Origin of the sequence: Pseudoblastomonas marina (genome assembly GCF_014641655.1) — a bacterium.
Taxonomy (GTDB): Bacteria; Pseudomonadota; Alphaproteobacteria; order Sphingomonadales; family Sphingomonadaceae; genus Alteriqipengyuania_A; species Alteriqipengyuania_A marina.
The window spans coordinates 1,805,461-1,828,799 of sequence record NZ_BMID01000001.1 but is presented as its reverse complement, the minus strand read 5'-3'; the positions used below and the strand labels follow the sequence as shown (position 1 = coordinate 1,828,799).

Here is a 23,339-nt window from a genome sequence, read left to right as displayed (position 1 = left end):
GGCGCTGGTGGGGGTCGGTGTTGGTGTCGGGGTCGGCGATGGCGTCGGTGAAGGGGACGGCGTCGGCGAAGGGGAGGGGGCGGAGATCGGCGGGGGGGCTTGGCCGTCTTCTTGGCACGCACTGACGAATGGCAGCAGTGCTGCCCCGAGAAAAAATCGGGTTTTCAAAGTTCTGCGACTCCCTTTTGAGCAGGGGGCCCTGAAAACCGGGCGGGAGTCGGTCAACCGCGATCAGGCGTCAGTTGGGGATTGCCCCAAGGTCCTGGGAGAATGTCGCATTTTGGCAATAATATTTGATGGTTAACGCTGGCGTCGGCCCGTTCAGGCGGCGCCGAAGGTCCAGCCTTCGGTGGAGGCGAGTTCGCGGGTCAGGCCTGGGGGCGACCAGAGCGCCGGATCATGGGCTCGGACGCGGAGCCACGCGGCGGTGAGCAGCGCGTCGGCATCGTCGTCCGACAGGGCGCCGCTGCCGCGCACCCGGGGTGAACCGATCGCCGGATGCGCCAGCGCGGCATTGAGCGCGTCGTAATCGCGCAGCTTGGAAGTCGCGGCGCTGCGTCCGGCAGAAAGCGCAGGGATCGCGGTGTACATCTCGACGATCACCGAGCCGCTATCGGGCAGCGGGTCGTAGGGCCAGACCGGCACCGTGCCGCCCAGCCGGTGCAATACCCGCATGCCTGTCAGCGAGGACTTGCCGACCTGCCCGCTGCCGACGAGCTTCAGGTTGCTGTGCGGGCGGCAGCCCATCCGCGCCTGCGCGTGCTCGGTCACCCGCAGGCGGCCGTTGCGGTGGGCGGCACCATCGCAGCGATAATGTTCGCCCATACGCTCGCCATGGTGGAAATATTCGCGCAAGTCCGGGTGCGTGACGAAGTTGCCGACTTCGAGATTGGGGTTGTCGGCACAAATCTCGTCCACCAGCGCCCACAGCGACTTGGCATCGGGTGGACTGGCCTCCCAACCGGGAAAGAACGCGCCGCAATCTGCGAAGGGCAGCGACATGCCGAGATCCATCCCGACCAGCGTATCGTCGGGCAGGTCGCGCAGGATCGCGAGCACGTCTTCGCGCGACCACGCGCGCTCTGGTTCGGCGAGCACCGGCGGGCCGCCTGCGGCATCGGCCACGCCGATCGCGATCCCCTTCTGCCGCGCACCCTTCGCGCCCGACCAGTCGATCGCGACGAAGTGTTTGAAGCGCTCAGCCTTCACCGCGCTCGCGCCGCAGCCTGTCCCAATAGTCGAGCCGCTTCTTCACTTCGCGCTCGAAGCCGCGATCGACCGGCGCGTAATAGGTCTGCGGTTCCATCTCCTCGGGCCAGTAATTATCGCCCGAAAAGCCCTCGTCGGCATCGTGATCGTAGCTGTAGCCCTTGCCGTAGCCGATATCCTTCATCAGCTTCGTCGGCGCATTGAGGATGTTCTGCGGAGGCATCAGGCTGCCGGTTACCTTAGCGCTTTTCCACGCCGCCTTCTGCGCCTTGTAGACGGCGTTCGATTTGGGTGCGCTGGCGAGATAAAGGCAGGCCTGCACCAGCGCGAGCTCGCCTTCGGGGCTGCCGAGAAATTCGTAGGCATCCTTGGCCGCCATGCACTGGGTGAGGGCATGCGGATCGGCGAGACCGATATCCTCGACCGCCATGCGGATCAGGCGTCGCGCAAGGAAGCGCGGTTCCTCGCCTGCGGTGAGCATCCGTGCGAGGTAGTAGAGCGCCGCCTGCGGGTCCGAACCGCGCACCGCTTTGTGCAGCGCGCTGATGAGATTGTAATGCCCCTCGCGATCCTTGTCGTAGACAGCGACCCGGCGCTGGAGGAACGCGCCGAGTGCTGCCGGATCGAGCGGCTCATCGATCTGCGCGGCATAGAGTGTTTCAGCCTGGTTGAGCAGGAAACGCCCGTCGCCATCGGCGCTTGCAACCAGCGCGTCGCGTGCCTCGGCGGTGAGGGGAAGCGGGCCTTCGAGTTCTTCCGCCCGATCGAGCAGGTGCGCCAGCGCTTGCGGGTCGAGCCGGTGGAGGATGAGCACCTGCGCGCGGCTGAGCAGCGCGGCGTTGAGCGCGAAGCTCGGGTTCTCGGTGGTCGCACCGACCAGCGTCACCGTGCCGCGCTCGACGAAAGGCAGGAAGCCGTCCTGCTGCGCGCGATTGAAGCGGTGGATCTCGTCCACGAACAAAAGCGTGCGCTGACCCGCATCGGCTGCCTTGTCGGCTTCGGCAAAGGCTTTCTTGAGGTCGGCCACGCCCGAGAATACTGCGCTGATCGAGGCGAAGCGCATGCCCACGCTGTCGGCAAGAAGCCGCGCGATGCTGGTCTTGCCGGTGCCCGGTGGCCCCCACAGGATCATGCTCGACAGCCGCCCGGCGGCGACCATTCGCCCGATCGCGCCTTCTTCGCCGGTGAGGTGATCCTGCCCGATCACCTCGTCGAGCGCGCGCGGGCGCAGGCGATCGGCCAGCGGCGCATCCTCCCGCGGTTCGGCTGGCGGTGCGTCTTGCGGCGCTTGGTTTGCGAATAGGTCGGCCATTGCGGACCTACTTAGCCACTGGCGGCCGAATTGCCATTATTGCGGGAGGTGGTAATCTCGATCCCGGGGTCGACGACGTTTTCTTGGGGAGAGGAACAATGTCCGATACGAAATTGCCCTGGCACTTCTGGGCGGTCGGAATCCTGGCGCTGGTGTGGAACGGGTTCGGTGCCACGGACTACTTGATGACGCAGCTCGAAAATCGCGGCTGGTTCGCGTTCATGGGCATGGACGAGGCCACGACCGATGTCGCGCTGGCCTGGATCGCAGCGCAGCCCGCCTGGATGAGCGCGCTGTGGGCGCTGGGCGTCTGGGGTGGCCTGGCAGGGGCGTTGCTGCTGCTGGCGCGCAACCGGCTGGCGGTGCCCGCCTTCCTCGTTTCGCTGGTGGGCGCGGCGGGTTCGTTCGTCGCTTCGTTGCAACAGGAGGTTCCGCCCGAACTGGAAGACTTTGGCGGGGGCGCGATCATGTACGTGGTGATCGTGCTCGCGGTCTTCTTCACCTGGTATGCCTGGACGATGCGCAACCGGGGGCTGCTCCACTGATCGATCGAGCGGGCGCGGCGGGCGTCGTCGCGTCTGCGTTTCGCCATTCTACTGGCGCAGCAGTTCGAGATAGGTCTGCGCGACCGCGTCGTTGACGCCGTCCCAGTCGAATTCGTGCGCGCGTTCGAGTGCGGCCTGGCCGTGCGCGTGACGCAGGACATCGTCCTCGCAATAGGCCTGCAAGGCATCGGCAAAGCCGGCGATGTCGCCGCGCTCGACGAGGCGCCCGTTGATCCCGTCCTGAACCAGGTGGTCGCTGCCGATCGTGTCGACCGCGACGACGGGGTGCGCGCAGGCCATCGCCTCGAGCGTGACGTTGGAGAAGCCCTCGGTGCTCGAGGCATTCAGCAGCACGTCCATGCTGGCGACTGCGCGCGCCAGCCCTTCGCCGATCTGGAACCCGGCGAACTTCGCATCGGGCACGCGCTCGGCGAACCATTCGCGTGCCGGGCCTTCGCCAATGACGAGGACTTCGTGCTCAACCCCGCGCTGGCGGAGCTCGCCGATCACCTCGGCGAATTGGCCGAGACCTTTTTCCAGCACTAGCCGTCCAAGGTAGCCGATCGCGACCGCATCGTCGGCGATGCCGAGCTCGCGGCGCCATTCCAGGTCGCGCTTGCCGGGGTTGAAGATGGATTTGTCGACCCCCCGCTGCCAGATGCCGAACCGCCTACCGAGACCGAGCTTGCGGTATTCGTCGCGGATCACCTCGGTCGGCGCGAGCACCACGTCGGCGCGGCTGTAATAGCGGCGCATGATCGCGAGCAGCGGTTTTTCAGCCCAGGCGGCGCCGTAGTAGGCGGGATAGGTCTCGAACCGCGTATGCACCGATGCCACCGTCGGAACGCCGCGCTTGCGCGCCCAGGTCAGCGCGCGATGGCCCGAAACGTCGGGCGAGGACAGGTGCACGATTTGCGGATCGAATGCGTCGAGGGTTGCCCGGTTCTCGGCCGAAAGCCCCAGCGGGAACTGGTATTCGGTACGGGTCGGGATCGGCTTGCTCGGCAGCGAGTGCAGTTCGCCCTCGGGTTCGAAAGCGGGAGTTTCGGTGGTGGGCGAGAATACCTTTACCTCCGCGCCCTGGCGCAACAGGTAACCGACGAGCCGGTTGAGGGCCTGGTTGGCTCCGTCCTTCTCGTAATTGTAGTTGCCGGAAAACAGCGCGATGCGCGTGCCGGCGATGGGGTGCGGTTCGGCCATGCGCAGCCCATAGTCGCGCGGGAGATACAAGGCAAAGGTCGGCGCTGGCGGGGGCTCGGTCTTCAACCTGACGCACCCGGTGCATCAGGATCGCAGTCGGAGCTTGGCGGTAGCGCTAGCCGCCTATTCCGGCGGCGGGGCGCATTGCTGCCACAGCTCGATCTTGATCCCGTCCGGGTCGAGCAACCATGCAAACTTGCCGTAGCCTTCGTCGACCGTGTCGATCACGTCGACGCCCTTCGCCTCGAGTTCGGCGACGAACGCGTCGAGATCGTCGACCCGCAGGTTGATCATGAAATGCGGCTGGCCGGGCTTGAGGTATTCGCCGTCCTTGAAATGCGAGATCAGCGAATAGGGCTGGTCGCCGGTTTCCTCCGACCACGGCATCTGCGGCCCGTATTCGCCGTCGATACCCAGTACCTCGCGATACCAGGCCCGCGTCGCGGCCGGGTCCTTGACGACGTAGAATACGCCGCCGAGCCCCGTGACCTTGGCCATCAGGCGGGCTCGACCGCCGCTTCGGCCGCGGGCTGGGTCGCCTTGCTCACCAGCCAGATCGCGAGCCATGCGGCGGCGAAGCCGGGGACGATCTCGTAGAGCCAGTCCGACCAGCCGAGCGCGATCCAGGCCGCGACCACGCCGGTGCCGGTCACCAGCCCAGCCACCGCGCCGGCACCGGTCATCCGGTTCCAGGTCAGCGAGAGGATGATCAGCGGACCGAAGGCCGCCCCGAAGCCGGCCCAGGCGTTCGAGACGAGGCCGAGCACCTGGCTGTCGGGATCGCTCGCCACCACGATCGCGGCGAGCGCGACCAGCAGCGTCGAGATCCGCCCGACATTGACCGTCTCGCGCTCGCTCGCCTCCTTGCGCAGGAACAGGCGATAGAAATCCTCGGTCAGCGAGGATGACGCGACCAGCAATTGCGAGCTGATCGTCGACATGATCGCGGCGAGCAGCGCGGCGAGCAGGAAGCCGGTGATCAGCGGGTGGAACAGCAGGTCGGCGAGGACGATGAAGATCGTTTCCGGATCCTCGACCGCGAGCCCGTTGCGCTCGACATAGGCGCGCCCGGCGATCCCGAGGCCGACGGCGCCGAGCACGCACACGCCCATCCAGCTCATCGCGATGTTGCGCGCGGTGGTCACCGCCTCGACCGAGCGCACGGCCATGAAGCGCACGATGATGTGCGGCTGGCCGAAATAGCCGAGGCCCCAGGCCACAGCGCTGATAAAGCCGAGCAATGTCAGTCCCTCGGTAAGGCTCAGGAACCCTTCGACGGGCACCTCGGCCAGCGATCCTCCGGCGCTGCCGCCTTCGCCGAACATCACCACCAGCGGCATCAGCACCAGCGCGACCAGCATGATGCACCCCTGCACGAAATCGGTCAGGCTGACCGCGAGGAACCCGCCGACCATGGTATAGGCGAGCACCACGCCCGCGGTGATCCAGATGCCGAGCATGTAGTCGCTCAATGGCACATCGGGCAGCAGCGCGGGGAAGGCGGTCTCGAACAATTTGCCGCCCGCGACGAGGCCGCTGGCGGTGTAGACCGCGAAGAACAGCACGATCACCAGCGCGGAGACGGTGCGCAGCGCGATCGCCTTGTCAGGGAAGCGGTTGGACAGGAATTCGGGGATGGTCAGCGCATTGCCGCGCTCGACGCTCTGCTTGCGCAGCCGCGGCGCGACCACGATCCAGTTGACCAGCGCGCCGACGAACAGCCCGATCCCGATCCAGGCCTCGACCAGCCCGGCGGCGTAAAGCGCGCCCGGCAGGCCGAGCAGCAGCCAGCCCGACATGTCCGACGCCCCGGCGGAAAGCGCCGCCACGGCGGGGTGCAAATTGCGCCCGCCGAGCAAATAGCCCTCGGACGTATCGGTGGATTTGCGCCAGGCATACAGCCCGATGCCGAGCATCAGGACGAAATAGGCGACGAGCGAAATGAGTGTTCCGGTCTGCATGGTGCGGGGGGCTAACAAATGAGGGGGGCAATATCCAGCCATGTCGCGGAATCCTGCGAGATGGCCGGAGTCATGGACCACGGTTTGGGCCGCGAAAACGGCGACCCAGCGAAAGGTGACGAAGGTGACACGGCGTCACCCTCGCACGCTCCGGATTTATCGCTCCAGGTCAACAGCTTGACACCGGAAATGCCGCGCGGACGGACAGGGGGAGGGAGCCCCTGAATGTCCACAATGGAGGGGTGTGCCTGCAAACCGTGCCCGGACCGGCAAAGAGGCGCAGCGAAAGCGGGAGGATCGACGGTAGGAAAGAGCCGACGCGACCATACCAGCGCGGCGGCATGTAGGAAAATCATCGGCTTGCGGGCAGATAGCCGAAGCCTGAAACGGGAAACGGGCAAGGGCATGCCAATATCGCTATTGCGAATGATTAGCATTGACGGCGGGGTGGTGCGCTCCTAACCGGCGCGAGTGACTCGTCGCGCCATCCGATTCTGGTATCTTCTGCACAAGTGGAGCAGCCTCGTACCGATGGCGTTCCTGTTGATGCTGTGCGTCACGGGTTTGCCGCTGATCTTTCATGACGAGATCGATGCACTGTCGGGGGCGGATGCCGAGGGGGCGTTGCTGGCTTCGGGGGCGGGCGCGCCGTCGGCCGATGGTGGGTTGCCGCTCGATACGATGCTCTCCACCGCGCTCGCCGAGCGGTCGGGCGAGGTGCCGCTGTTCATGGCGTTCAGCCAGGATTCGCCGCTGCTGACCGTGACCACCGGGCCCGCGCCCGATGCGCCCGGCAGCGAGATGTCGCTGTTGTTCTTCGATCGCGCGACCGGGGCCTCGCTGGGTCCCGCGCCGACCAACGCGTTTCTCGATTTCGTGCTCGAACTGCACACCGACCTGTTTCTCGGTCTGCCGGGAATGCTGTTCCTCGGCGCGATGGGGCTCGGCTTCCTGCTCGCGCTGGTCTCGGGCGTGGTGCTCTACGCGCCGTTCATGCGGCGGCTGCGCTTCGGCACGGTGCGGCGGACACGCAGCGCGCGCGTGAAGCGGCTCGATACGCATAATTACCTCGGCATGGTGACGCTCGCCTGGGCGCTGGTGGTCGGCGCGACGGGCGCGATCAACGCCTTCGCCGATCCACTGACCGATAGCTGGCGCGAGAACGAGCTGGCCGCGATGACCGCGGCGAATGCGGGCGGCGAAGCGCTCGACCCGGCCGATTACGGCTCGCTCGACACCGCGATGGCGGCGGCCAAGGCGGCGCTGCCGGGCCGCTCGCCGCAATTCATCGGCTTTCCCGGCGGCGACTGGAGCACCGACCGGCACTATGCGATCTTCTTCCAGGGCGACCGCCCGCTGACCTCGCACCTGCTCACCCCCGCGCTGGTCGATGCCGAGACCGGCGCGTTGGTCGATGCGCGCGACATGCCCGCGCTCAACCAGGCGCTGATGATGTCGAAGCCGCTCCATTTCGGCGATTACGGCGGGCTCGCGCTGAAGATCCTGTGGGCGCTGCTCACCCTGCTGACGATCCGCGTGCTGTGGACCGGGCTGCTGCTGTGGTGGCGCCGGCGGCACGAGAATATCGAACGCCGGATTTCCGAAATCCGCACCGGTGCACGGCGCGGGGCGCTGTCATGAGCTGGCTCCCGAGCCTGCGTGCGACCGGGCGCACGACGCGACGCCTGTCCGCGTGGCAGGTGTTCCGCATGCCGCTGCTGCTGATGGCGACCTCGCTCGGCGGGCTCGTCGCCGGGCTGCTCGGCGAGGGCGGGTGGGACATCGCCGCCGCGCTCCTGCTCGGCACCACCCTCCTCACGCTGATCGCGCTGCGCCTGACCGGACGCGGTTGACCCATTCCAACACCTCCCAAGAACAGAAAGTCTCCCGATGAACTACCGCCTGTCCGCCTCGCTGCTGTCGCTCTCCGCCGCCATCGCCACCCCCGCGCTGGCGCAGGATGCCGAGAACGAAGCCGCACCCGGGAACACCATCATCATCACCGCGCAGGCGGACAATTCCTCGCAGGTCGACAATGGCGGCGATGCGGGCGCGCTGGGCGACAAGCCGGCCGAGGACCTGCCCTTCGCGGTTCGCTCCTATGACGAGAGCCTGATTTTGAACCAGCAGCCGCAGACGCTCGGCGAGGTGCTCGAGAACGATCCCACCGTGCGCACCAGCTACGGCTTCGGCAATGCGAGCGAGTTGTTCGTGGTGCGCGGCTTCGCGCTGTTCGGCGACGATGTCGGTTTGAACGGGCTCTACGGCATCGCCCCGCGCCAGCTGGTCGCGCCCGAACTGTTCGAAAGCGTGCAGGTCCTGAATGGCGCGAGCGCCTTCCTCAACGGTGCCGCGCCGGGCGGCTCGGGCCTCGGCGGCAGCGTCAACCTGATGTTGAAGCGCGCCGATGCCGATCCGCTCACCCGTGTGACCGCGGGCTATACCGGCGACGCGCATTTCGGCGGCAGCGTCGATATCGGTCGCCGATTCGGCGCGGATGGCGAATGGGGCGTGCGCGTGAACGGCGCGTATCGCGAGGGAGAGCTGGCGATCGACGGCGAGGACCGCCGCACGCAGGTGCTCGGTGCCGGGTTCGATTACGACGGCGGAAACGTGCGCGCCGCGCTCGACCTCGCCTACCAGGAGGTGCGGGTCGACAATCTTCGCCCCAAGGTGACGGTCGGCACCGCGACGATCCCCGCCGTGCCCGCGCCGGAGGCGAACTACGCGCAGGATTTCAGCTTCACCGAGATGCGCGACATCTTCGGCACCGCGAGCTTCGAATACGACCTCGCCGACAACGCGCTGTTCTACCTGCGGGGTGGGGCGCGCGACGGGCGCGAAGACGGCATCTATAGCGGGCTGACGGTGCTCGACGCTGCAACCGGCGACGCCAACGGCAACGCGCTGGTGGTCCCGCGCACCGACAATAACGAGGCAATCGAGGCGGGGCTGCGCGCGCGCGTCGGCAGCGCGGTGACGCATGAGTTCAATTTCGGCGGCAACATCAACTGGCAGACCAACCGCAACGCGTTCGATTTCCGCTACGGCCCGGGCTTCGCCGGCTTCGCGACCAATCTCTACGACACCCCGCAGGTCGCACTGCCGAGCTCGACGCTGGTCGGCGGCGATCTCGACGATCCGTTCCCGATCGCCCGCAGCAAGCTGGTCAGCGGCTTCGTATCCGACACGGTCGGCCTGTTCGACGAGCGGCTGCTGGTGACCGGCGGCCTGCGCATCCAGTCGATCCGGCAGGACAGCTTCAACTACTACAATGGCGGCCAGCTCGATTCGACCTACGAGGAGGATGCGGTGACGCCGGTGGCCGGGATCGTCGCCAAGCCGTTCGCGGGGCTCTCGCTCTATGCCAATCGGATCGAGGCGCTGCAGCAGGGGCCGACCGCGCCGCTCGACCCGACGCTGGTCTCAAACCCGGGCGAAACGCTCGGTCCTCGCAAGTCGACACAATACGAAGTCGGCGGCAAGCTCGCGCTGGGCGACATGTTCCTGACGCTCGCCGGCTATCGCATCAGCCGGCCGGGCGAGGGCGTGCTCCCCTCGGGACGGTTCGGCTATCTCGGCGAGCAGCGCCACCAGGGCATCGAATTCACCGCCAACGGCACGGTGGCGCCGGGCCTGCGCTTCATCGGCGGCGTCTCGCTCGCCGACGCCGAACTCGACGGCAGCGGCGAGGTGCCCGGTGTGCCCAAATTCACCGCCAATGCCGATGTCGAGTGGGACCTGCCCTTCGCCCCCGGCCTGACACTGACAGCGCGCGCGGTCCACACGGGCGAGCAATGGGTCGATGCGGCGAACACGCTGCGGCTCGATGCCTGGACCCGCTTCGATCTCGGCGCGCGTTACGTGCTGGCGGCGGGCGAGGTCCCGGTCACGCTGCGCCTGACGGTCGATAACGTCGCCAACGAGGCCTATTGGGCCAGCGCCTTCGACAGCTTCTCCGCCGCACTGCTGCAAGGTCGGCCGCGCACGATGAAAGCGTCGATTTCAGCGGATTTTTAGGCGCTGGAACTCCCCTCCCGCATGCGGGAGGGGGCTGGCTCACAACCACCCGAACACCGGCAGGCCCTTCGCCTCGAGCCATTCGCGGTTGTAGATGGTCGAGAGGTAGCGGAAGCCGGTGTCGCACAGGATCGTCGCGACGCGCGGGTTGTCGCGGCCGTCGGCCTTCAACTGCTTGCCCAGTGCGATCGCGCCGGCGACGTTGATGCCGCTCGACAGGCCGAGGCAGAGGCCTTCCTCGCGCAGCAGCTCGGCGACCCAGTGCAGTCCTTCCTCGTCGGAAATGCGGAACTGGGTGTCGATGGGCGCGCCCTCGAGGTTGCCGGTTATGCGGCCCTGGCCGATCCCCTCGGCGGCCGAGCTGCCTTCGGACTTGAGCTCGCCATGCGCGTAATATTCGTAGAGCGCGGCGCCGTGCGGGTCGGTCAGCGCGATGCGGATGTCGTTGTCCTTCGCCTTGAGCCCGAGCCCGACGCCCGCGAGCGTGCCGCCGGTGCCGACCGCGCAGGTGAAGCCGTCGACCCGGCCTTCCATCTGCTCCCAGATTTCGGGCGCGGTGGTGGCCTCGTGGATGCGGCGATTGGCCTGGTTGTCGAACTGGTTGGCCCACACCGCGCCGTCCCGCTCCTCGGCGATCCGGCGGCTGGTATGGACGAAGTGGTTCGGGTCCTTGAACTTGGTCGGCTTGACCAGCACCAGCTTGGCGCCGAGCGCGCGCAGCGTGGCGTATTTCTCCGAGGCCTGGTTGTCGGGCATGACGATCACGGTCTTGTAACCCAGCGCATTGGCGACCAGCGCGATACCGATCCCGGTATTGCCGGCGGTCCCCTCGACCACCGTGCCGCCGGGCTTCAGCGCGCCGCGTTCCTCGGCATCGCGGATGATCCCCAGCGCAGCGCGGTCCTTCACCGAGGCGCCGGGGTTGAGGAATTCGCACTTGCCCCAGATCTCGCACCCGGCCGCCTCGCTGGGCCCCTCGAGCAGGACGATGGGGGTGTTGCCGATCAGGTCGAGCGGGTTGGTGGCGACCGGTGCCATCCGCATCAATACCCGGCCGCCTGGCCGTCCTTCCGCATTTCGGTCGCGCCGGTATAGGCCCCGGTCGCGGGATCGCGGACGATCGCCTGGTAGCCGCCGAAGGGAATGCCGGTGGTCTCGATCTCGACATTGTGACCCATATCGCGCAGCGCCTCGATCGTAGCCGCGGGGGTGCCGGGCTCGACCATCAACACGCCGAGGCTGTCGATCTCGTAGGTGTCGGCGGCGCTGCCCTTGATCGCGTCGGTCGGCGCGCGGCCGCCATCGTGCATCAGCCGCGCGGCGTCGCCCGCTTCCTGCAGGTTCATGCCGTAGTCGACGAGGTTCACGAGGATCTGGACGTGGCCCTGCGGCTGCATCCCGCCCCCCATCAGGCCGAAGCTCATCCAGGGTTTTCCGTCCTTCTTAACGAAGGCAGGGATGATCGTGTGGAACGGCCGCTTGGAGGGCGCATAGGCGTTGGGGTGGGTGGCATCGAGGCTGAACAGCTCGCCGCGATCCTGGAACATGAAGCCGAGCCCGTCGGCGACCAGCCCGCCGCCCATGCCGCGATAGTTCGACTGGATCAGGCTCACCATCATCCCGTCCTTGTCGGCGACGGTGAGGTAGGTCGTGTCGCCTTCGCCCTCGAGTTTCGGAGCCTTGGGCGCGCCGGGGGTGAAGGCGGGGGTGGCCTTCGCCGGATCGATGAGTGCGAAGCGCTCGGCCCCGTATTGATCGGTCAGCAGGCCTTCGGGGGCCTTGTAGAAATCGGGATCGGCATAGAAGCGCGCGACGTCCTCGAACGCCAGCCGCTTGGCCTCGGTGATGTAGTGCAGCACCTGCGGGCTGCCGCGCTCCCATTGCGAGAGGTCGACGTTCTTCAAGATGTTGACCATCTGCAGTGCGGCGAAACCCTGCCCGTTGGGCGGCAGTTCGCAAAGTTCGTAGCCCGCCTTGTAGGTGACGCAGGCGACGTCGACCCATTCGCTGTCATGGCTGGCAAAATCCTCGAGCGTGAAGGCGCTGCCCTGTTCGCGCAGGTAATCGACGATCACCTTCGCGGTCTCGCCCTCGTAGAATTCGTCGCGGCCGTTCTTCGCGATCCGTTCGAGCGTGTTGGCGAGGTCGGGATTGCGGAAGATGTCGCCCGCTTCGGGCGCGCCGTTGAGGAAGTAGGTCGCGCGCGCGTTCTCGAACTCGAAATCGTAGCGTTCGAGCCGGTCTTCATAGGCCGCTAGCGAGCGCTGGAGGTACATCGCGATCACCGGCGCGACCGGGTGGCCTTCGCGCGCATAGCGGATCGTCGGGGCGAGGTTGTCCGCCATCGACAGCTTGCCGAATTTTTCGTGCAGGTCGAACCACGCGTCGACCGTGCCGGGGATCGTGATCGGCAGCGGGCCGACCGGCGGAATCGAGGTCGCCCCCGGTCCGAGCTTCTCCTTGAGCTGGTCGAGCGTCTGGCCGCTGGGCGAGCGCCCCGAGCCGTTGATGCCGTAAAGCTTGTCGGTCTTGGGATCGTAGACGATCGCGAACAGGTCCCCGCCGATGCCGTTGCCGGTCGGCTCCATCAGCCCGAGCGCGGCATTGGCGGCGATCGCCGCGTCGACCGCGCTGCCGCCCGCCTTGAGGATGTCGAGCGCGACCTGCGTCGCCAGCGGGTGCGCTGTGGCGGCCATGCCGTTGGGCGCGACCACGGGGGAGCGGCTCCATTGCGCGCCCACCGGCCGCGCGCCGGGACCGATCCCGCCGGTCGCCTCGGCGGTCGTGGTGGTGGCGGCGTTCTGCGCTTCCTGTGCCGCGAGCGGCGTTGCGGCAAGCGCGGCGGTGGCCAGAAGTGTGGTTGCGATACGCATGGTCGGCTCTCCCCAGATTGCTTTGGGTGTCAGGCTAGGGCCCGCAGGTCCGTGCGGCAATCGCAAATCAGGTCGGGTGCGCCCCGCATCTCACCAGGCGGGGCGCAGCCTCACGCGGTCCGCGGGCAGCCGACGAAGCCGTGATAGCCGAGCTCGTCCTTCGCGCCCGGCGGCACCACGATGATCTCCTGCCCGCGCAATCCGGCATTGCCTGTGGTGTCGAGATCGCGCGTGGCAACCACGAGGTCGCCGCTGGCATAGCGGTTTGCGCCGCTCGCCGAGAGCGGGATCAGCTTGCCGTTGAGCTTGATGAAGCCCTCTCCGCCCGGCTCGTAGACGAACACCGGGTAACCGATCTCGGTCAGCCGGTAGACGCAGCGGCCCTGCGTGCCGCCGATCGCGGCGATATCGGCCTCGCTCATCGTCTCGGGCTTCACGATCGCGGTTGCGACGTTCTGCAGCGCGCTCGCGGCGGGCTCGATCGCCGCGGCCTCGGGCGGCGGGTAGAGATCGGCTTCGCGGTCGTTGCCGATCGCAGTGTTCTGGTTGCAGGCGCCCAAGGTCAGGGCGAGCGCGACGGCTGGGAGTGCTGCGTGTTTCATTGCGCTGCTCCTTCCTCGGGCGTCTCGGTCGGGGCAGGCGTCGCGGTCGGCGCCGGTGTCGGCGTCGAGCGCGGGGCCTCGAACCCTTCGGGCAGGCGTTCCTCGCTGCGCACACCGTTGGCCTCGATATCGGCGATCAGGTATTTCATCTGCGCGATCTCGCGCCGCTGGGCGAGGATGATGTCGTGCGCCAGCTTGCGCACGCGCGGATCCTTGAGACTGGCGCGCTCGCTGGTCATGATCGCGATCGAGTGGTGCGGGATCATCGCCGACATGTATTCCTTGTCGTCGATCGTCGCCTGGCTGCGGACCAGCCACAGCGCCAGCGCCATCACCACCGCGCCCACCGCGAGGATGATGAAATTCTTCTTCCGGTCCTTGTACATGCCCCACATGAAAAGCAGCATGACGATCATCATCATCCCGCCCATCACGAAGGTCATCCAGAAGCGCGTTTCGCTCCAGAAGACGTGATCGGCGTCGAAGGTGTTGGCGTACATCAGGAAGAACATGATGACGGTGGAGGTCGCCACCATCGCCATGAAGCGCCAGTAATTGCGTCCGTGGCCGGAGTGTCCGTCTGCCATTCCTAATCCTCCTGTTGGCTCATGGTCTTGTAGACGTATTGCGCGGTACAGCTGATCATCAGGAAGCCGGTGATCGCCGCGATGCCGGTGATCGCGCGCAGGTGCCCGGTGGGATAGATGTCCCCCAGCCCGACGGTCGAAACCGTGATCAGCGCGAAGTAGTAGTAGTCCATCCAGCCATCGGTCGGCTCCTTCTCGAACCCGCCGAGCCCGAGGCTTTCGGCAAGGCCGAAGCCGCCCGCGAAAATCCCTGCGATCAGTAGGTGGCTGATGAGCACCAGCACCGATCCGCCGATCAGCCGCAGATGGTGCGGATCGCCTTCGGGCGGCGATATCCTTTTCGCGCCGCGCAGCATCGTCAGATGCAGGTAGAGCGACAGCACGAACAGGATCACCCCGATGATCAGCGCAGTTGTCACCGCGCGATCCCGTCGCGCCTGTCGATTTGGACGATCGCCCTGCGGCAAACCCGCGGGCGGCTGTTTGGCGCAGCCAATGCTTCCTCCGCTGTCCGATGGGTCTAGTTTATCGATTCAAGCTTTTTCGGGGAGGAATGTTCCGAGACAGCCACAGCGTGAAGAGCGGGACGACGATCCACATCGCGATCGGGACCAGGCCGACACCGGTCAGCGGCTCGCGCGGCATGAGCGGGGCGTAGTGCCAGCCCCATGCCCGTCCCTCGACGATCATTTCGACGACGATGGTGGCGAGCAGGCCGGTCCCGAGATAGGCAGCGAGCGCCGCCGGTGTCCATTGCCGGACCCAGTGACGGTTGCCGGTGGCGATAGACCCGACCGAATAGGCCAGGACCATCAGCCCCGAATCACCGAGTGAGCCCAGCGAACACCCGCGCACGGCTTCCGCGATGGTGAGGCCCGCCGTCGCGTAGAACGGCATCTGCCACATCTCCCACAGGAAGGCGGCGAGAAAGCCGAACAGCGCGATCCTGACCTCGGGACGCGACATTCAATTCAACGGGCGGAAGCTTGGCGGGATGCGGTCATTCCTCCCCGGTCGCGGGGGTTTCCGGAGCGGGTTCGCCGTTTTCGGGATGCTGGTGCGGCTTGTCGCCGCCGTCCTCGCCCGCCTTCTTCATCTTTTCGCAGCACGCCATCTCGCCGTCCGCGTCCTTTTCGCAGCACGGCATGTCGCATTTCATTTCGGCTGCCATGGCCGGGGAGGCCAGCAGGGCCGCCGCGCTCATTGCTGCAAACATGGTCTTCATCGATGCATTTCCTTCTTCGGGCCGGATCGACCGGGTTGATCACTATTTGGCGGGATAGCTCGCCCATACGCTGCGTCCGGCAGGGCCGAAGGCGATGACCTGGTAGGGCTGGCGCCGGTCGCCCGCTTCCATGCCGGGGGAGCCGAGCGGCATTCCGGCGACCGCCAGACCCGTCACACCCTCGGGGCGTTCGCGCAGCAGGCGCTCGATATCGGCGCGGGGCACATGGCCCTCGATCACGTAGCCGTCGGCGAGCATCGTGTGACATGACCACAGGTCGTCGGGGACGCCGTGCTTGGTCTTGATCGCCCCCATGTCGGGATGATCGACGCGCTCGACTTCGTGCGCTTCGTCGCCTTCGACATGCTGTGTCCAGGCGAGACAGCAACCGCAGCCGGGATCGCGAAACATCGTGAAACTCGCCGCCTGCGCGACGCCGGCACAGGCGACGAGGGCATAGGCCGCAAAAAGTCCGAGCGAGCGGCGGAGGTGAACCGGCGAGAGACGGGGTTTCAGGCGCATCTTGGGGGTTCCTTTAGTCGGTGGGTGGGGCATCCATGTCGTGACCCGCATGCGGATCCGCCTGTTCTGCGGCAGGAGGCGGAGTGGGCGAGGGCGCGGGTGCCGGGCTCGACCTCGTCGCATCAGCCTCGGTCTGGCGAGGTGAGGGAGCCGGCGATGGCTCGGCCATGTCTCCGGGCGATTCCGCACCCTCGGGATCGACGGCAGGGCGGGTTTCTCCAGAGACCTCGACGCCTGCGGCTTGCGGTGCCGGAGAGATCGCCTCGTTCTCCTGCGGAGAGGCTTCGTGGTGAGCGCCAAGGAGATGGTTCGGCCCGTGAGAAAGCTCTGCGCCGAGATAGCCCTGGACCATGATCAGTGTGGCCGACGCAAAAAGCAGGACGCGGAAGGCCTTGCGATAATCGGGATAGCGGCTGACCCACCAGGCCAGCAGCGCGAGCGCGGCGAGATTGGTGCCGAGCCAGCGGTGCCACTGGACCAGACCGTCGCCGCCGAACCACAGCCCGGTATGGATCCAGCCGAATAGCGCCGCGATCACCGATCCGATCGCGCCTGCGCCGACCATCACGGTGGCGGCCTGGGCGAGGCGCTGCGAACGGCGGCGCCAGGCGAGCAGTTCGACCAGCGCGGCGGCGAACAGCAGGCCGATCGGAAAATGGACGGTCGCCGGGTGCAGGTTTTCGAGCACTGATGCGACGGTCACCTGCGGTTCCTGCCGCGCTCCGACATCGGCCTGCGCCGCTCGGGCGGAGCTGTCGCCATCGGCATCGATTGGGGCCTGGGACCCGGTCGGCGGCGAGACTTGGGCGGTTTTCTCTTCCTCGTGGCTCTCGGGGCCGTGCGCGGCGAGCGGTGTCGCGATCGCGAACAGCAAGACGGCCGCGGCCAGGGCAATCAATCGCATGGTCAGTTCCTCGGTGCCCGGCTGGAGCTGTGGTGGCTGACGATCTTCCACGTGTCGCCTTCACGGCGCAACAGGCTGGTCGCCACCCCGTCGCGCTCGATCACGCGGCCGTCTTCGAGGGTGATGCGGTAGGAATAGCGTTCCTCGCCATAGGCCAGATCCCCCATCTCGCGGATTTCGACCTCGTATCGCGGGAATTCGAACGCCTCGAAATGACCTAGCTCGGGCCCGAGATGGTGCTCGAGATAATTGGCCCAGCTGCCCTCGGCCTTGCCGTTCTCGAACACGCTCGAATCCTCGACGAACAGCGCGCTCGCGGCGTCGGCATCGAGCGCGACCAGCGCGTCGCGATAGGCGATCAGGGCGCCCGCCGCAGTGGCTTCGTCCGCGCCCTGTTCGGCTTCCTGCGCCGATGCGGTGGTCGCCAGGCTGGGCAGTGCAAGCGACAGCATGCCTGCCGCGGCCAGCATCCTCAGTGCTCGATGGTTCATGCTCTCTCCCTCGTGTTATTTCCGGACGCGCTCGAACAGGTCGACGAGTTCGCCGAACTTGGCCTGCTGGTCCTCAGTGTCGCCGGTCGCGATCGCCTCGGCGACGCAATGCGCGGCGTGGTTCTTCAGAATCTCGCTCTCGGCCTTGGCGAGCGCGGATTTGACCGCCTGCAGTTGGTGCAGGATTTCGATGCAATAGCGGTCGTCCTCGATCATGCGCGCGATCCCGCGCACTTGTCCCTCGATCCGCGAGAGTCGATGAAGCGTTTTTCGTTGGGGATGCTCGGCCATGGTTCGCTCTTGAAATACCCTTGGGGGGTATATAGAAGGAACCCATCAAGTCAACGTTACCCCTTGTCGACCGGTCCTCTTCCCCCATGACCATTTCGCGCCTTTCGATTCCCCGCCGCTCGTTCCTGTCCGGCTCCGTCGCGCTCGCCGCGGCCTCCGCGCTGACCGTGCCCGCCTGGGCGCGCGGCGGGTCGCTGCGCCATGCCGTCAAGGGGCCGCCCGAACTGTCGGGCGAGGACATAAACCTGACCATCGACCGCGCGCATTTCTCGACCGGAGGACGCAGTGGCCATGCGGTGGCGATCAACGGGTCGGTGCCGGGGCCGCTCGTGCGCTTGCGCGAAGGGCAGGACGTCCGGCTGCACGTCACCAACAATCTCGACGAGGACAGCTCGATCCACTGGCACGGCCTGCTGGTGCCGTTCCAGTTCGACGGCGTGCCGGGGGTCAGCTTCCCGGGAATCAGGCCGGGCGAGACCTTCACCTACGAATTCCCGATCCGCCAGAGCGGGACATACTGGTGGCACAGCCATTCGGGGCTGCAGGAACAGGCCGGGCATTACGGCCCGCTGGTGATCGAGGCGGCCGACGGGTCAGATGCGCAATACGATCGCGACTACGTCGTGCTGCTAAGCGAGTTCACCCCGCTCCACCCGCACGAGGTGATGCGGAAACTGAAGGTCGGCGAACACTATTTCAACCGCCAGATGCAGACCGCCACCAATGGCGAGATGTCGGGCGAAATGCGGCGCGAATGGGCGAAGATGCGGATGAACCCGCGCGACATCTCGGACGTTACCGGATCCACCTACACCTTCCTGATGAACGGCCACGGCCCGGCGGACGATCTCGAATACTTGTTCAAGCCGGGCGAGCGCGTGCGGCTGCGCTTCATCAACGGTTCGGCGATGACTTTCTTCAATGTCCGCATCCCGGGCGTCGAGATGAAGGTGATCCAGGTCGACGGGCAGGACGTGCGCGACGTCGCGGTCGACGAATTCCAGATCGCGACGGCCGAGACCTACGACGTGGTGGTCGAGCCGAAGGCCGGCGCGCACACGATCGTCGCCGAGGCGATGGATCGCTCGGGCATGGGCGTCGCGACGCTAACCGATACGCCGGGCCGCAAGGGACTCGTGCCGCCGCTGCGCGAACCGGTCACGCTGACCATGGCCGATATGGGCATGGCGGGAATGGACGAGATGGAGGGCATGGACCATTCGATGCGCGACATGTCCAAGCTGCCGCCCGATGCCGAGCCCGCAGGCGTCGACATGGTCTCGCCGATGCCGGTCGACCGGATGGACTTCCCGGGTCTCGGCCTCGACAAGGTGGATCACCGCGTGCTGCGCTACACCGACCTGCGCGCGAAGAAGCCGAACCCGCGCCGCAAGCCGACGCGGCGGATGGAAATCCACCTCACGGGCAACATGGAACGCTACATGTGGTCGTTTGACGGCAAGCGCTTCACGGCGGTGACCGACGATCCGATCCGCTTCGCCTATGACGAGCGGGTGCGCGTGACGCTGGTCAACGACACGATGATGGCGCACCCGATCCACCTCCACGGCCATTTCTTCGAACTGGTCAACGGCGCGGGCGCGACCGACCAGCCCTTGAAGCACACGATGGTCGTCCAGCCGGGCGGCAAGGCAACCTTCGACCTGACCGCCAACGAGCCCGGCGACTGGGCCTTCCACTGCCACCTGCTCTACCACATGCACGCCGGCATGATGCAGGTCGTGACCGTGCGGCCGTTCCCGGCATGAACCGCGCGATGAAACTTGCCGCGACGCTGGTCGCCGGTGCTGCACTGTTGCCCGCGAGTGCGTTGGCGCAGGACCATTCGCAGCACGGCAAGCAGGAGGAGCAGGAGAAGGAAAAGGCCGAACAGCCGGCACCGGCTCCCACCCAGGCGCCGATCCTTCCGGGCCTCCAGTTCGGCCCCGACGGGCAGCTGACCGTCGGCGAGGCCGACACCGTGATCCCGCTCGACGAGACCCCGCCGCCCGCCGCGCTAGAAGGGCCGCGCCACGCCGCCGACGAAATCTACGGCGAGGCCGCGATGGCCCCGGCGCGGGCGCAGCTGGCCGAAGAGAACGGCAGCATGACCACCGGCATGGTGATGGTCGAACGGCTCGAATATCGCGGCGGCGCGCACGATGCCTATCTGTGGGACGCGCAGGCCTGGTACGGCGGCGATATCGACAAGATCTGGCTCAAGTCCGAAGGCGAAGGCGAATTCGGCGAGCCGCTCGAGGACGCAGACGTGCAGGCACTCTGGAGCCGCGCGATCGGGCCGTGGTTCGATTTCCAGGCAGGCGTGCGCTACACCATCGCGCCGGTCGAACGCGCGCATCTCGCGGTCGGCGTTCAGGGCCTCATGCCCTACATGTTCCATGTCGACGCCGCGGCCTTCCTCTCGACCGAGGGCGACCTCACCGCGCTGGTCGAGGCCGAGCTCGACCAGAAGATCACCCAACGCCTGATCCTCCAGCCGCGCGTCGAGATGGAATTCTCCGCGCAGGATATCCCCGAATTCGATCTCGGCAGCGGGATCACCAAGATCGAGGCGGGCGCTCGCCTGCGCTACGAAATCGCCCGCGAATTCGCGCCCTATGTCGGGGTCGGCTGGGAGCGCAAGATCGGCCGCACCGCCGATATCGCGCGCGCCGAGGGCGAGGGCACCGGCGGGTTCGTCGCGGTGCTGGGCGTGCGGGCGTGGTTCTAGCTCGCCGGTAGTTCAGCGTTTGAAGTAGGGTCCGACCTGCGGGTAGGCTTTGTTCTCCGCGATCAGGTCCTGCACCGATCCCGGTTCGACCCCGAGCATTTCGGGCGTGTAGCCGAAGGGCATCTGTTCGACGTGCAGCCACATCAGGCGATCGAGCAGGGTCTTGGCGGCATCGAGGTCGAGCAGCGCCATGCCGGTGTAGTAATCCCCCTGGATGTCCCAGCGTAGCACCGCATAGGCGACGGTCTTTTCCCACTTCTCGGTATCGTCGTGATCGACCGGGCCCATGAAGCGGTCGTGGAAGCTGCGGCTCGCCGTGTCGGAGAATTCGAATACGGGGCCCGACTCCCCGATCCGTCGCAACCACAGGTGCATCGAATTGGGCTGGGCCAGCTCGTCATCGAAAATCCGCCCCAGCTCGGATTCGAGCTTTTCGCGCTTCAGGTCGGGGATATTGCCCTGCAGATCGCGCTCGAGCAGGTCGCGCAGGCGGCGATTGAGCGCTTCGGCATGTCGCACCAGCGGCTGCATCCCCTCGAACAGCCGCTCGATCGCTTCGTCCCGCTCGATCTCGAAGCTCGACCGAGGGGGAGCGGCGTTGCGCGATGACGATCCTGCCGTGACCCTGCGAAAGAGCCAGATTGCGACGATCGCAATGACGACAAGCGCAAGCAGTTCCGACATCCGACATCCTCCCCTCGGTCGCGAACCCGGGGAAGCGATAAAACACGAAGGGCCGCGATAGCAAGATCGCGGCCCTTACGGTTTCAGTCAGCGGAACAAGCTGTTGCCGCGCGTCAGGCGGCTTCCTTGCGCGACATCTTCTTGCGCTCGTGCGGATCGAGATAGCGCTTGCGGAGGCGGACGCTCTGCGGGGTGACCTCGACCAGTTCGTCGTCCTGGATATAGGCGATCGCCTGTTCGAGCGTCATCTTGCGCGGCGGGGTCAGCTTGATCGCGTCGTCCTTGCCGGTCGAGCGGAAGTTGGTCAGCTGCTTGGACTTCAAGGGGTTCACCTCGAGGTCCTGCGGCTTGGCGTTCTCGCCGATCACCATGCCCTGGTAGAGCTTCTCGCCCGGGCTCACGAACAGCACGCCGCGATCTTCGAGCGCGTTCAATGCGTAGCCCACCGCTTCGCCCTGTTCCATCGAGATCAGCACGCCGTTCTGGCGGCCCTCGATCTTGCCCTTGTAGGGGCCGTATTTCTCGAACAGCCGGTTCATGATCCCGGTGCCGCGCGTGTCGGACAGGAATTCGCCGTGATAGCCGATCAGGCCGCGCGAGGGGGCGGAGAAGGTGAGGCGGGTCTTGCCGCCGCCCGAGGGACGCATGTCGGTCATCTCGGCCTTGCGCTGCGCCATCTTCTCGACGACCGTGCCCGAGTGCTCGTCGTCGACGTCGACCACGACCGTCTCGTAGGGCTCCATCCGCTGGCCGTTCTCTTCCTGGAACAGCACGCGCGGGCGGCTGATCGACAGCTCGAAGCCTTCGCGACGCATGTTCTCGATCAGCACGCCGAGCTGGAGCTCGCCGCGGCCGGCGACTTCGAAGGCGTCTTTCTCGGCGCTTTCGGTGATGCGGATCGCGACGTTGGTCTCGGCCTCGCGCTCGAGTCGTTCGCGGATCACGCGGCTCTGCACCTTGTCGCCCTCACGGCCCGCATAGGGGCTGTCATTGACCGCGAAGGTCATGCTCAGCGTCGGCGGGTCGATTTCCTGCGCGTGGAGCGGCACGGTGACTTCCGGCGAGGCGATCGTGTCGGCCACGGTCGCATCTGTCAGGCCCGCGATCGCGACGATGTCGCCCGCCTTGGCATGGAGCACGGGGACGCGATCGAGGCCTTCATAGGCGAACACCTTGGTGGCGCGGCCCGCTTCGATCACTTCGCCCTTCAGGTTCAATGCGCGGATCGGCATGCCGACCTCGAGCCGACCGCTCTCGATCCGGCCGGTCAGGATGCGGCCGAGGAACGGGTCGCGATCGAGCAGCGTCGCGAGCATCGCGAATTCGCCGTCGGGATCGAGATCGGGTTCGGGGATGTGCGAGACGATGGTCTCGAACAGCGGCAGCAGGTCGCCGTCGCGCACGCTGTCGTCCATGCCCGCATAGCCGGCGCGGCCCGAGGCATAGAGCACCGGAAAATCGAGCTGGTCGTCGTCGGCGTCGAGATTGACGAACAGGTCGAACACCTCGTCGAGCACTTCCTGCGGGCGGCCGTCGGGGCGGTCGATCTTGTTGACCACGACGATCGGGCGCAGACCAAGGCCAAGCGCCTTGCCGGTGACGAACTTGGTCTGCGGCATCGGGCCTTCGGCGGCGTCGACCAGCAGGATCACGCCGTCGACCATCGACAGGATGCGTTCGACCTCGGCGCCGAAATCAGCATGGCCGGGGGTGTCGACGATGTTGATGCGGATATTCTCGCCACCCGAGGGCGGGGCCCATTCGATCGAGGTCGGCTTGGCGAGGATGGTGATCCCGCGTTCCTTCTCGAGGTCGTTCGAGTCCATCGCGCGCTCTTCCACGCGCTGGTTGTCGCGGAAGGTGCCGGACTGGCGAAAAAGCTGGTCGACCAGCGTGGTCTTGCCGTGGTCGACGTGCGCGATGATCGCCACGTTGCGGAGCGAAGTGGTCATGAAAATATCCGTGTTGCGAGTTGTGGGCGGCGGCATCTCATTGTGCGCCGCACAATCGGGCGCGCCACTAGCCTAAGGGCGCGTCGCCTGCAAGATGGGGACTTGTGGCGCAGATGCAACAGTATAGACGCGCTTGGGGACGGAGCGGGGCAAATCCGCGTTAACGCGATTGTCCAATCCTAATCGATCGATTAACCGTTGTGACATGGGAAATGCGCAGGCCCGAAAAC

At 66.5% G+C, this 23,339-nt stretch carries 24 protein-coding genes; 6 read left to right on the top strand and 18 right to left on the bottom strand.

Annotation, left to right across the window (positions count from 1 at the left end; all coding sequences use genetic code 11):
* Nucleotides 1-321: 321 nt before the first annotated feature.
* Together IEW49_RS08995 and IEW49_RS08990 are read right to left on the bottom strand one after the other, a co-directional pair.
* Nucleotides 322-1,209 carry a hypothetical protein gene (locus IEW49_RS08995; protein ID WP_188642355.1) on the bottom strand — a complete coding sequence of 296 codons (888 nt, stop codon included), beginning with the start codon at nucleotides 1,207-1,209 and terminating at the stop codon, nucleotides 322-324.
* On the bottom strand, nucleotides 1,199-2,521 hold the full coding sequence (locus IEW49_RS08990; protein ID WP_188642354.1) for a replication-associated recombination protein A: 1,323 nt from the start codon (nucleotides 2,519-2,521) through the stop codon (nucleotides 1,199-1,201). The genes IEW49_RS08995 and IEW49_RS08990 overlap by 11 nt, the downstream gene beginning before the upstream one ends.
* A 98-nt stretch (nucleotides 2,522-2,619) precedes the next feature.
* Here IEW49_RS08990 and IEW49_RS08985 point away from each other — a divergent pair, with 98 nt between their 5' ends.
* Nucleotides 2,620-3,066, top strand: coding sequence for a hypothetical protein (locus IEW49_RS08985; protein WP_188642353.1), 447 nt, complete (start codon nucleotides 2,620-2,622; stop codon nucleotides 3,064-3,066).
* Between the two features lie 48 nt (nucleotides 3,067-3,114).
* On the opposite strand, the gene IEW49_RS08980 is transcribed toward IEW49_RS08985, so the two are convergent.
* The 3 genes from IEW49_RS08980 to putP form a co-directional block, all read right to left on the bottom strand.
* Nucleotides 3,115-4,266: a glycosyltransferase family 4 protein gene (locus tag IEW49_RS08980; protein WP_188642352.1), complete on the bottom strand. Its 1,152-nt coding sequence runs from the start codon at nucleotides 4,264-4,266 to the stop codon at nucleotides 3,115-3,117.
* A 123-nt stretch (nucleotides 4,267-4,389) separates the two neighbouring features.
* Complete coding sequence (locus IEW49_RS08975; protein WP_188642351.1) at nucleotides 4,390-4,764, bottom strand: VOC family protein; 375 nt, start codon at nucleotides 4,762-4,764, stop codon at nucleotides 4,390-4,392.
* Complete coding sequence (putP, locus tag IEW49_RS08970; protein ID WP_188642350.1) at nucleotides 4,764-6,227, bottom strand: sodium/proline symporter PutP; 1,464 nt, start codon at nucleotides 6,225-6,227, stop codon at nucleotides 4,764-4,766. Before putP ends, IEW49_RS08975 begins: the two co-directional genes overlap by 1 nt.
* Before the next feature lie 471 nt (nucleotides 6,228-6,698).
* On the opposite strand from putP, the gene IEW49_RS08965 reads away from it, so the two are divergent.
* From IEW49_RS08965 to IEW49_RS08955, 3 genes are read left to right on the top strand one after another with little or no spacing between them, the layout of a single operon-like run.
* Nucleotides 6,699-7,868 (top strand): PepSY-associated TM helix domain-containing protein, encoded by a 1,170-nt coding sequence (locus tag IEW49_RS08965; RefSeq protein WP_188642349.1) that lies wholly within the window; start codon nucleotides 6,699-6,701, stop codon nucleotides 7,866-7,868.
* Nucleotides 7,865-8,080 (top strand): hypothetical protein, encoded by a 216-nt coding sequence (locus IEW49_RS08960; RefSeq protein ID WP_188642348.1) that lies wholly within the window; start codon nucleotides 7,865-7,867, stop codon nucleotides 8,078-8,080. Before IEW49_RS08965 ends, IEW49_RS08960 begins: the two co-directional genes overlap by 4 nt.
* 37 nt (nucleotides 8,081-8,117) lie before the next feature.
* Nucleotides 8,118-10,247 carry a TonB-dependent receptor gene (locus tag IEW49_RS08955; RefSeq protein WP_188642347.1) on the top strand — a complete coding sequence of 710 codons (2,130 nt, stop codon included), beginning with the start codon at nucleotides 8,118-8,120 and terminating at the stop codon, nucleotides 10,245-10,247.
* A 39-nt stretch (nucleotides 10,248-10,286) separates the two neighbouring features.
* Here IEW49_RS08955 and IEW49_RS08950 read toward each other — a convergent pair whose 3' ends face one another.
* The 11 genes from IEW49_RS08950 to IEW49_RS08900 all read right to left on the bottom strand — a co-directional run bounded on the left by IEW49_RS08950 (nucleotide 10,287) and on the right by IEW49_RS08900 (nucleotide 17,742).
* Nucleotides 10,287-11,291 carry a cysteine synthase A gene (locus IEW49_RS08950; RefSeq protein WP_188642346.1) on the bottom strand — a complete coding sequence of 335 codons (1,005 nt, stop codon included), beginning with the start codon at nucleotides 11,289-11,291 and terminating at the stop codon, nucleotides 10,287-10,289.
* Entirely contained in the window at nucleotides 11,291-13,120 is a 1,830-nt protein-coding gene (locus IEW49_RS08945; protein WP_188642345.1) for a gamma-glutamyltransferase family protein, read from the bottom strand. The genes IEW49_RS08950 and IEW49_RS08945 overlap by 1 nt, the downstream gene beginning before the upstream one ends.
* Nucleotides 13,121-13,230: 110 nt before the next feature.
* Nucleotides 13,231-13,722 carry a DUF6692 family protein gene (locus tag IEW49_RS08940; protein ID WP_188642344.1) on the bottom strand — a complete coding sequence of 164 codons (492 nt, stop codon included), beginning with the start codon at nucleotides 13,720-13,722 and terminating at the stop codon, nucleotides 13,231-13,233.
* Entirely contained in the window at nucleotides 13,719-14,258 is a 540-nt protein-coding gene (locus tag IEW49_RS08935; protein ID WP_188643163.1) for a DUF305 domain-containing protein, read from the bottom strand. The genes IEW49_RS08940 and IEW49_RS08935 overlap by 4 nt, the downstream gene beginning before the upstream one ends.
* A 53-nt stretch (nucleotides 14,259-14,311) precedes the next feature.
* Nucleotides 14,312-14,728: a potassium channel family protein gene (locus IEW49_RS08930; RefSeq protein WP_188642343.1), complete on the bottom strand. Its 417-nt coding sequence runs from the start codon at nucleotides 14,726-14,728 to the stop codon at nucleotides 14,312-14,314.
* Between the two features lie 106 nt (nucleotides 14,729-14,834).
* Complete coding sequence (locus tag IEW49_RS08925) at nucleotides 14,835-15,275, bottom strand: hypothetical protein (RefSeq protein WP_188642342.1); 441 nt, start codon at nucleotides 15,273-15,275, stop codon at nucleotides 14,835-14,837.
* A gap of 34 nt (nucleotides 15,276-15,309) precedes the next feature.
* Complete coding sequence (locus IEW49_RS08920) at nucleotides 15,310-15,534, bottom strand: hypothetical protein (RefSeq protein WP_188642341.1); 225 nt, start codon at nucleotides 15,532-15,534, stop codon at nucleotides 15,310-15,312.
* Nucleotides 15,535-15,576: 42 nt separating this feature from the next.
* Nucleotides 15,577-16,056, bottom strand: coding sequence for a DUF411 domain-containing protein (locus tag IEW49_RS08915; protein WP_188642340.1), 480 nt, complete (start codon nucleotides 16,054-16,056; stop codon nucleotides 15,577-15,579).
* Between the two features lie 13 nt (nucleotides 16,057-16,069).
* A complete protein-coding gene (locus IEW49_RS08910) occupies nucleotides 16,070-16,960 on the bottom strand; it encodes a DUF2231 domain-containing protein (RefSeq protein WP_188642339.1) in 891 nt (296 codons plus the stop codon).
* A 2-nt stretch (nucleotides 16,961-16,962) separates the two neighbouring features.
* A complete protein-coding gene (locus IEW49_RS08905) occupies nucleotides 16,963-17,451 on the bottom strand; it encodes a YybH family protein (protein ID WP_229658145.1) in 489 nt (162 codons plus the stop codon).
* A gap of 15 nt (nucleotides 17,452-17,466) precedes the next feature.
* The gene (locus IEW49_RS08900) at nucleotides 17,467-17,742 is read right to left on the bottom strand and encodes a metal-sensitive transcriptional regulator (protein WP_188642338.1); all 276 of its coding nucleotides are present in this window, start codon (nucleotides 17,740-17,742) and stop codon (nucleotides 17,467-17,469) included.
* An 86-nt stretch (nucleotides 17,743-17,828) separates the two neighbouring features.
* Here IEW49_RS08900 and IEW49_RS08895 point away from each other — a divergent pair, with 86 nt between their 5' ends.
* Both IEW49_RS08895 and IEW49_RS08890 read left to right on the top strand, forming a co-directional pair.
* Nucleotides 17,829-19,511 (top strand): copper resistance system multicopper oxidase, encoded by a 1,683-nt coding sequence (locus IEW49_RS08895; RefSeq protein WP_188642337.1) that lies wholly within the window; start codon nucleotides 17,829-17,831, stop codon nucleotides 19,509-19,511.
* Nucleotides 19,508-20,473: a copper resistance protein B gene (locus tag IEW49_RS08890; RefSeq protein ID WP_229658144.1), complete on the top strand. Its 966-nt coding sequence runs from the start codon at nucleotides 19,508-19,510 to the stop codon at nucleotides 20,471-20,473. The genes IEW49_RS08895 and IEW49_RS08890 overlap by 4 nt, the downstream gene beginning before the upstream one ends.
* Nucleotides 20,474-20,485: 12 nt before the next feature.
* Here IEW49_RS08890 and IEW49_RS08885 read toward each other — a convergent pair whose 3' ends face one another.
* The gene (locus IEW49_RS08885; protein ID WP_188642336.1) at nucleotides 20,486-21,157 is read right to left on the bottom strand and encodes a hypothetical protein; all 672 of its coding nucleotides are present in this window, start codon (nucleotides 21,155-21,157) and stop codon (nucleotides 20,486-20,488) included.
* 113 nt (nucleotides 21,158-21,270) lie between these two features.
* Nucleotides 21,271-23,109, bottom strand: a complete 1,839-nt coding sequence (gene typA, locus IEW49_RS08880; RefSeq protein ID WP_188642335.1) for a translational GTPase TypA — start codon at nucleotides 23,107-23,109, stop codon at nucleotides 21,271-21,273.
* Between the last annotated feature and the right edge of the window lie 230 nt (nucleotides 23,110-23,339).

Bases quoted from the DNA above. Each gene is read 5' to 3' on its own strand.
- IEW49_RS08900 (WP_188642338.1), bottom strand. From the start codon at position 17,742: ATGGCCGAGCATCCCCAACGAAAAACGCTTCATCGACTCTCGCGGATC.
- IEW49_RS08925 (WP_188642342.1), bottom strand. From the start codon at position 15,275: ATGTCGCGTCCCGAGGTCAGGATCGCGCTGTTCGGCTTTCTCGCCGCC.
- IEW49_RS08945 (WP_188642345.1), bottom strand. From the start codon at position 13,120: ATGCGTATCGCAACCACACTTCTGGCCACCGCCGCGCTTGCCGCAACG.
- IEW49_RS08920 (WP_188642341.1), bottom strand. From the start codon at position 15,534: ATGAAGACCATGTTTGCAGCAATGAGCGCGGCGGCCCTGCTGGCCTCC.
- typA (WP_188642335.1), bottom strand. From the start codon at position 23,109: ATGACCACTTCGCTCCGCAACGTGGCGATCATCGCGCACGTCGACCAC.
- IEW49_RS08950 (WP_188642346.1), bottom strand. From the start codon at position 11,291: ATGCGGATGGCACCGGTCGCCACCAACCCGCTCGACCTGATCGGCAAC.
- IEW49_RS08985 (WP_188642353.1), top strand. From the start codon at position 2,620: ATGTCCGATACGAAATTGCCCTGGCACTTCTGGGCGGTCGGAATCCTG.
- IEW49_RS08960 (WP_188642348.1), top strand. From the start codon at position 7,865: ATGAGCTGGCTCCCGAGCCTGCGTGCGACCGGGCGCACGACGCGACGC.
- putP (WP_188642350.1), bottom strand. From the start codon at position 6,227: ATGCAGACCGGAACACTCATTTCGCTCGTCGCCTATTTCGTCCTGATG.
- IEW49_RS08890 (WP_229658144.1), top strand. From the start codon at position 19,508: ATGAACCGCGCGATGAAACTTGCCGCGACGCTGGTCGCCGGTGCTGCA.
- IEW49_RS08915 (WP_188642340.1), bottom strand. From the start codon at position 16,056: ATGCGCCTGAAACCCCGTCTCTCGCCGGTTCACCTCCGCCGCTCGCTC.
- IEW49_RS08885 (WP_188642336.1), bottom strand. From the start codon at position 21,157: ATGTCGGAACTGCTTGCGCTTGTCGTCATTGCGATCGTCGCAATCTGG.
- IEW49_RS08895 (WP_188642337.1), top strand. From the start codon at position 17,829: ATGACCATTTCGCGCCTTTCGATTCCCCGCCGCTCGTTCCTGTCCGGC.
- IEW49_RS08990 (WP_188642354.1), bottom strand. From the start codon at position 2,521: ATGGCCGACCTATTCGCAAACCAAGCGCCGCAAGACGCACCGCCAGCC.
- IEW49_RS08955 (WP_188642347.1), top strand. From the start codon at position 8,118: ATGAACTACCGCCTGTCCGCCTCGCTGCTGTCGCTCTCCGCCGCCATC.
- IEW49_RS08905 (WP_229658145.1), bottom strand. From the start codon at position 17,451: ATGAACCATCGAGCACTGAGGATGCTGGCCGCGGCAGGCATGCTGTCG.
- IEW49_RS08910 (WP_188642339.1), bottom strand. From the start codon at position 16,960: ATGCGATTGATTGCCCTGGCCGCGGCCGTCTTGCTGTTCGCGATCGCG.
- IEW49_RS08975 (WP_188642351.1), bottom strand. From the start codon at position 4,764: ATGGCCAAGGTCACGGGGCTCGGCGGCGTATTCTACGTCGTCAAGGAC.
- IEW49_RS08940 (WP_188642344.1), bottom strand. From the start codon at position 13,722: ATGAAACACGCAGCACTCCCAGCCGTCGCGCTCGCCCTGACCTTGGGC.
- IEW49_RS08935 (WP_188643163.1), bottom strand. From the start codon at position 14,258: ATGGTGGCGACCTCCACCGTCATCATGTTCTTCCTGATGTACGCCAAC.
- IEW49_RS08980 (WP_188642352.1), bottom strand. From the start codon at position 4,266: ATGGCCGAACCGCACCCCATCGCCGGCACGCGCATCGCGCTGTTTTCC.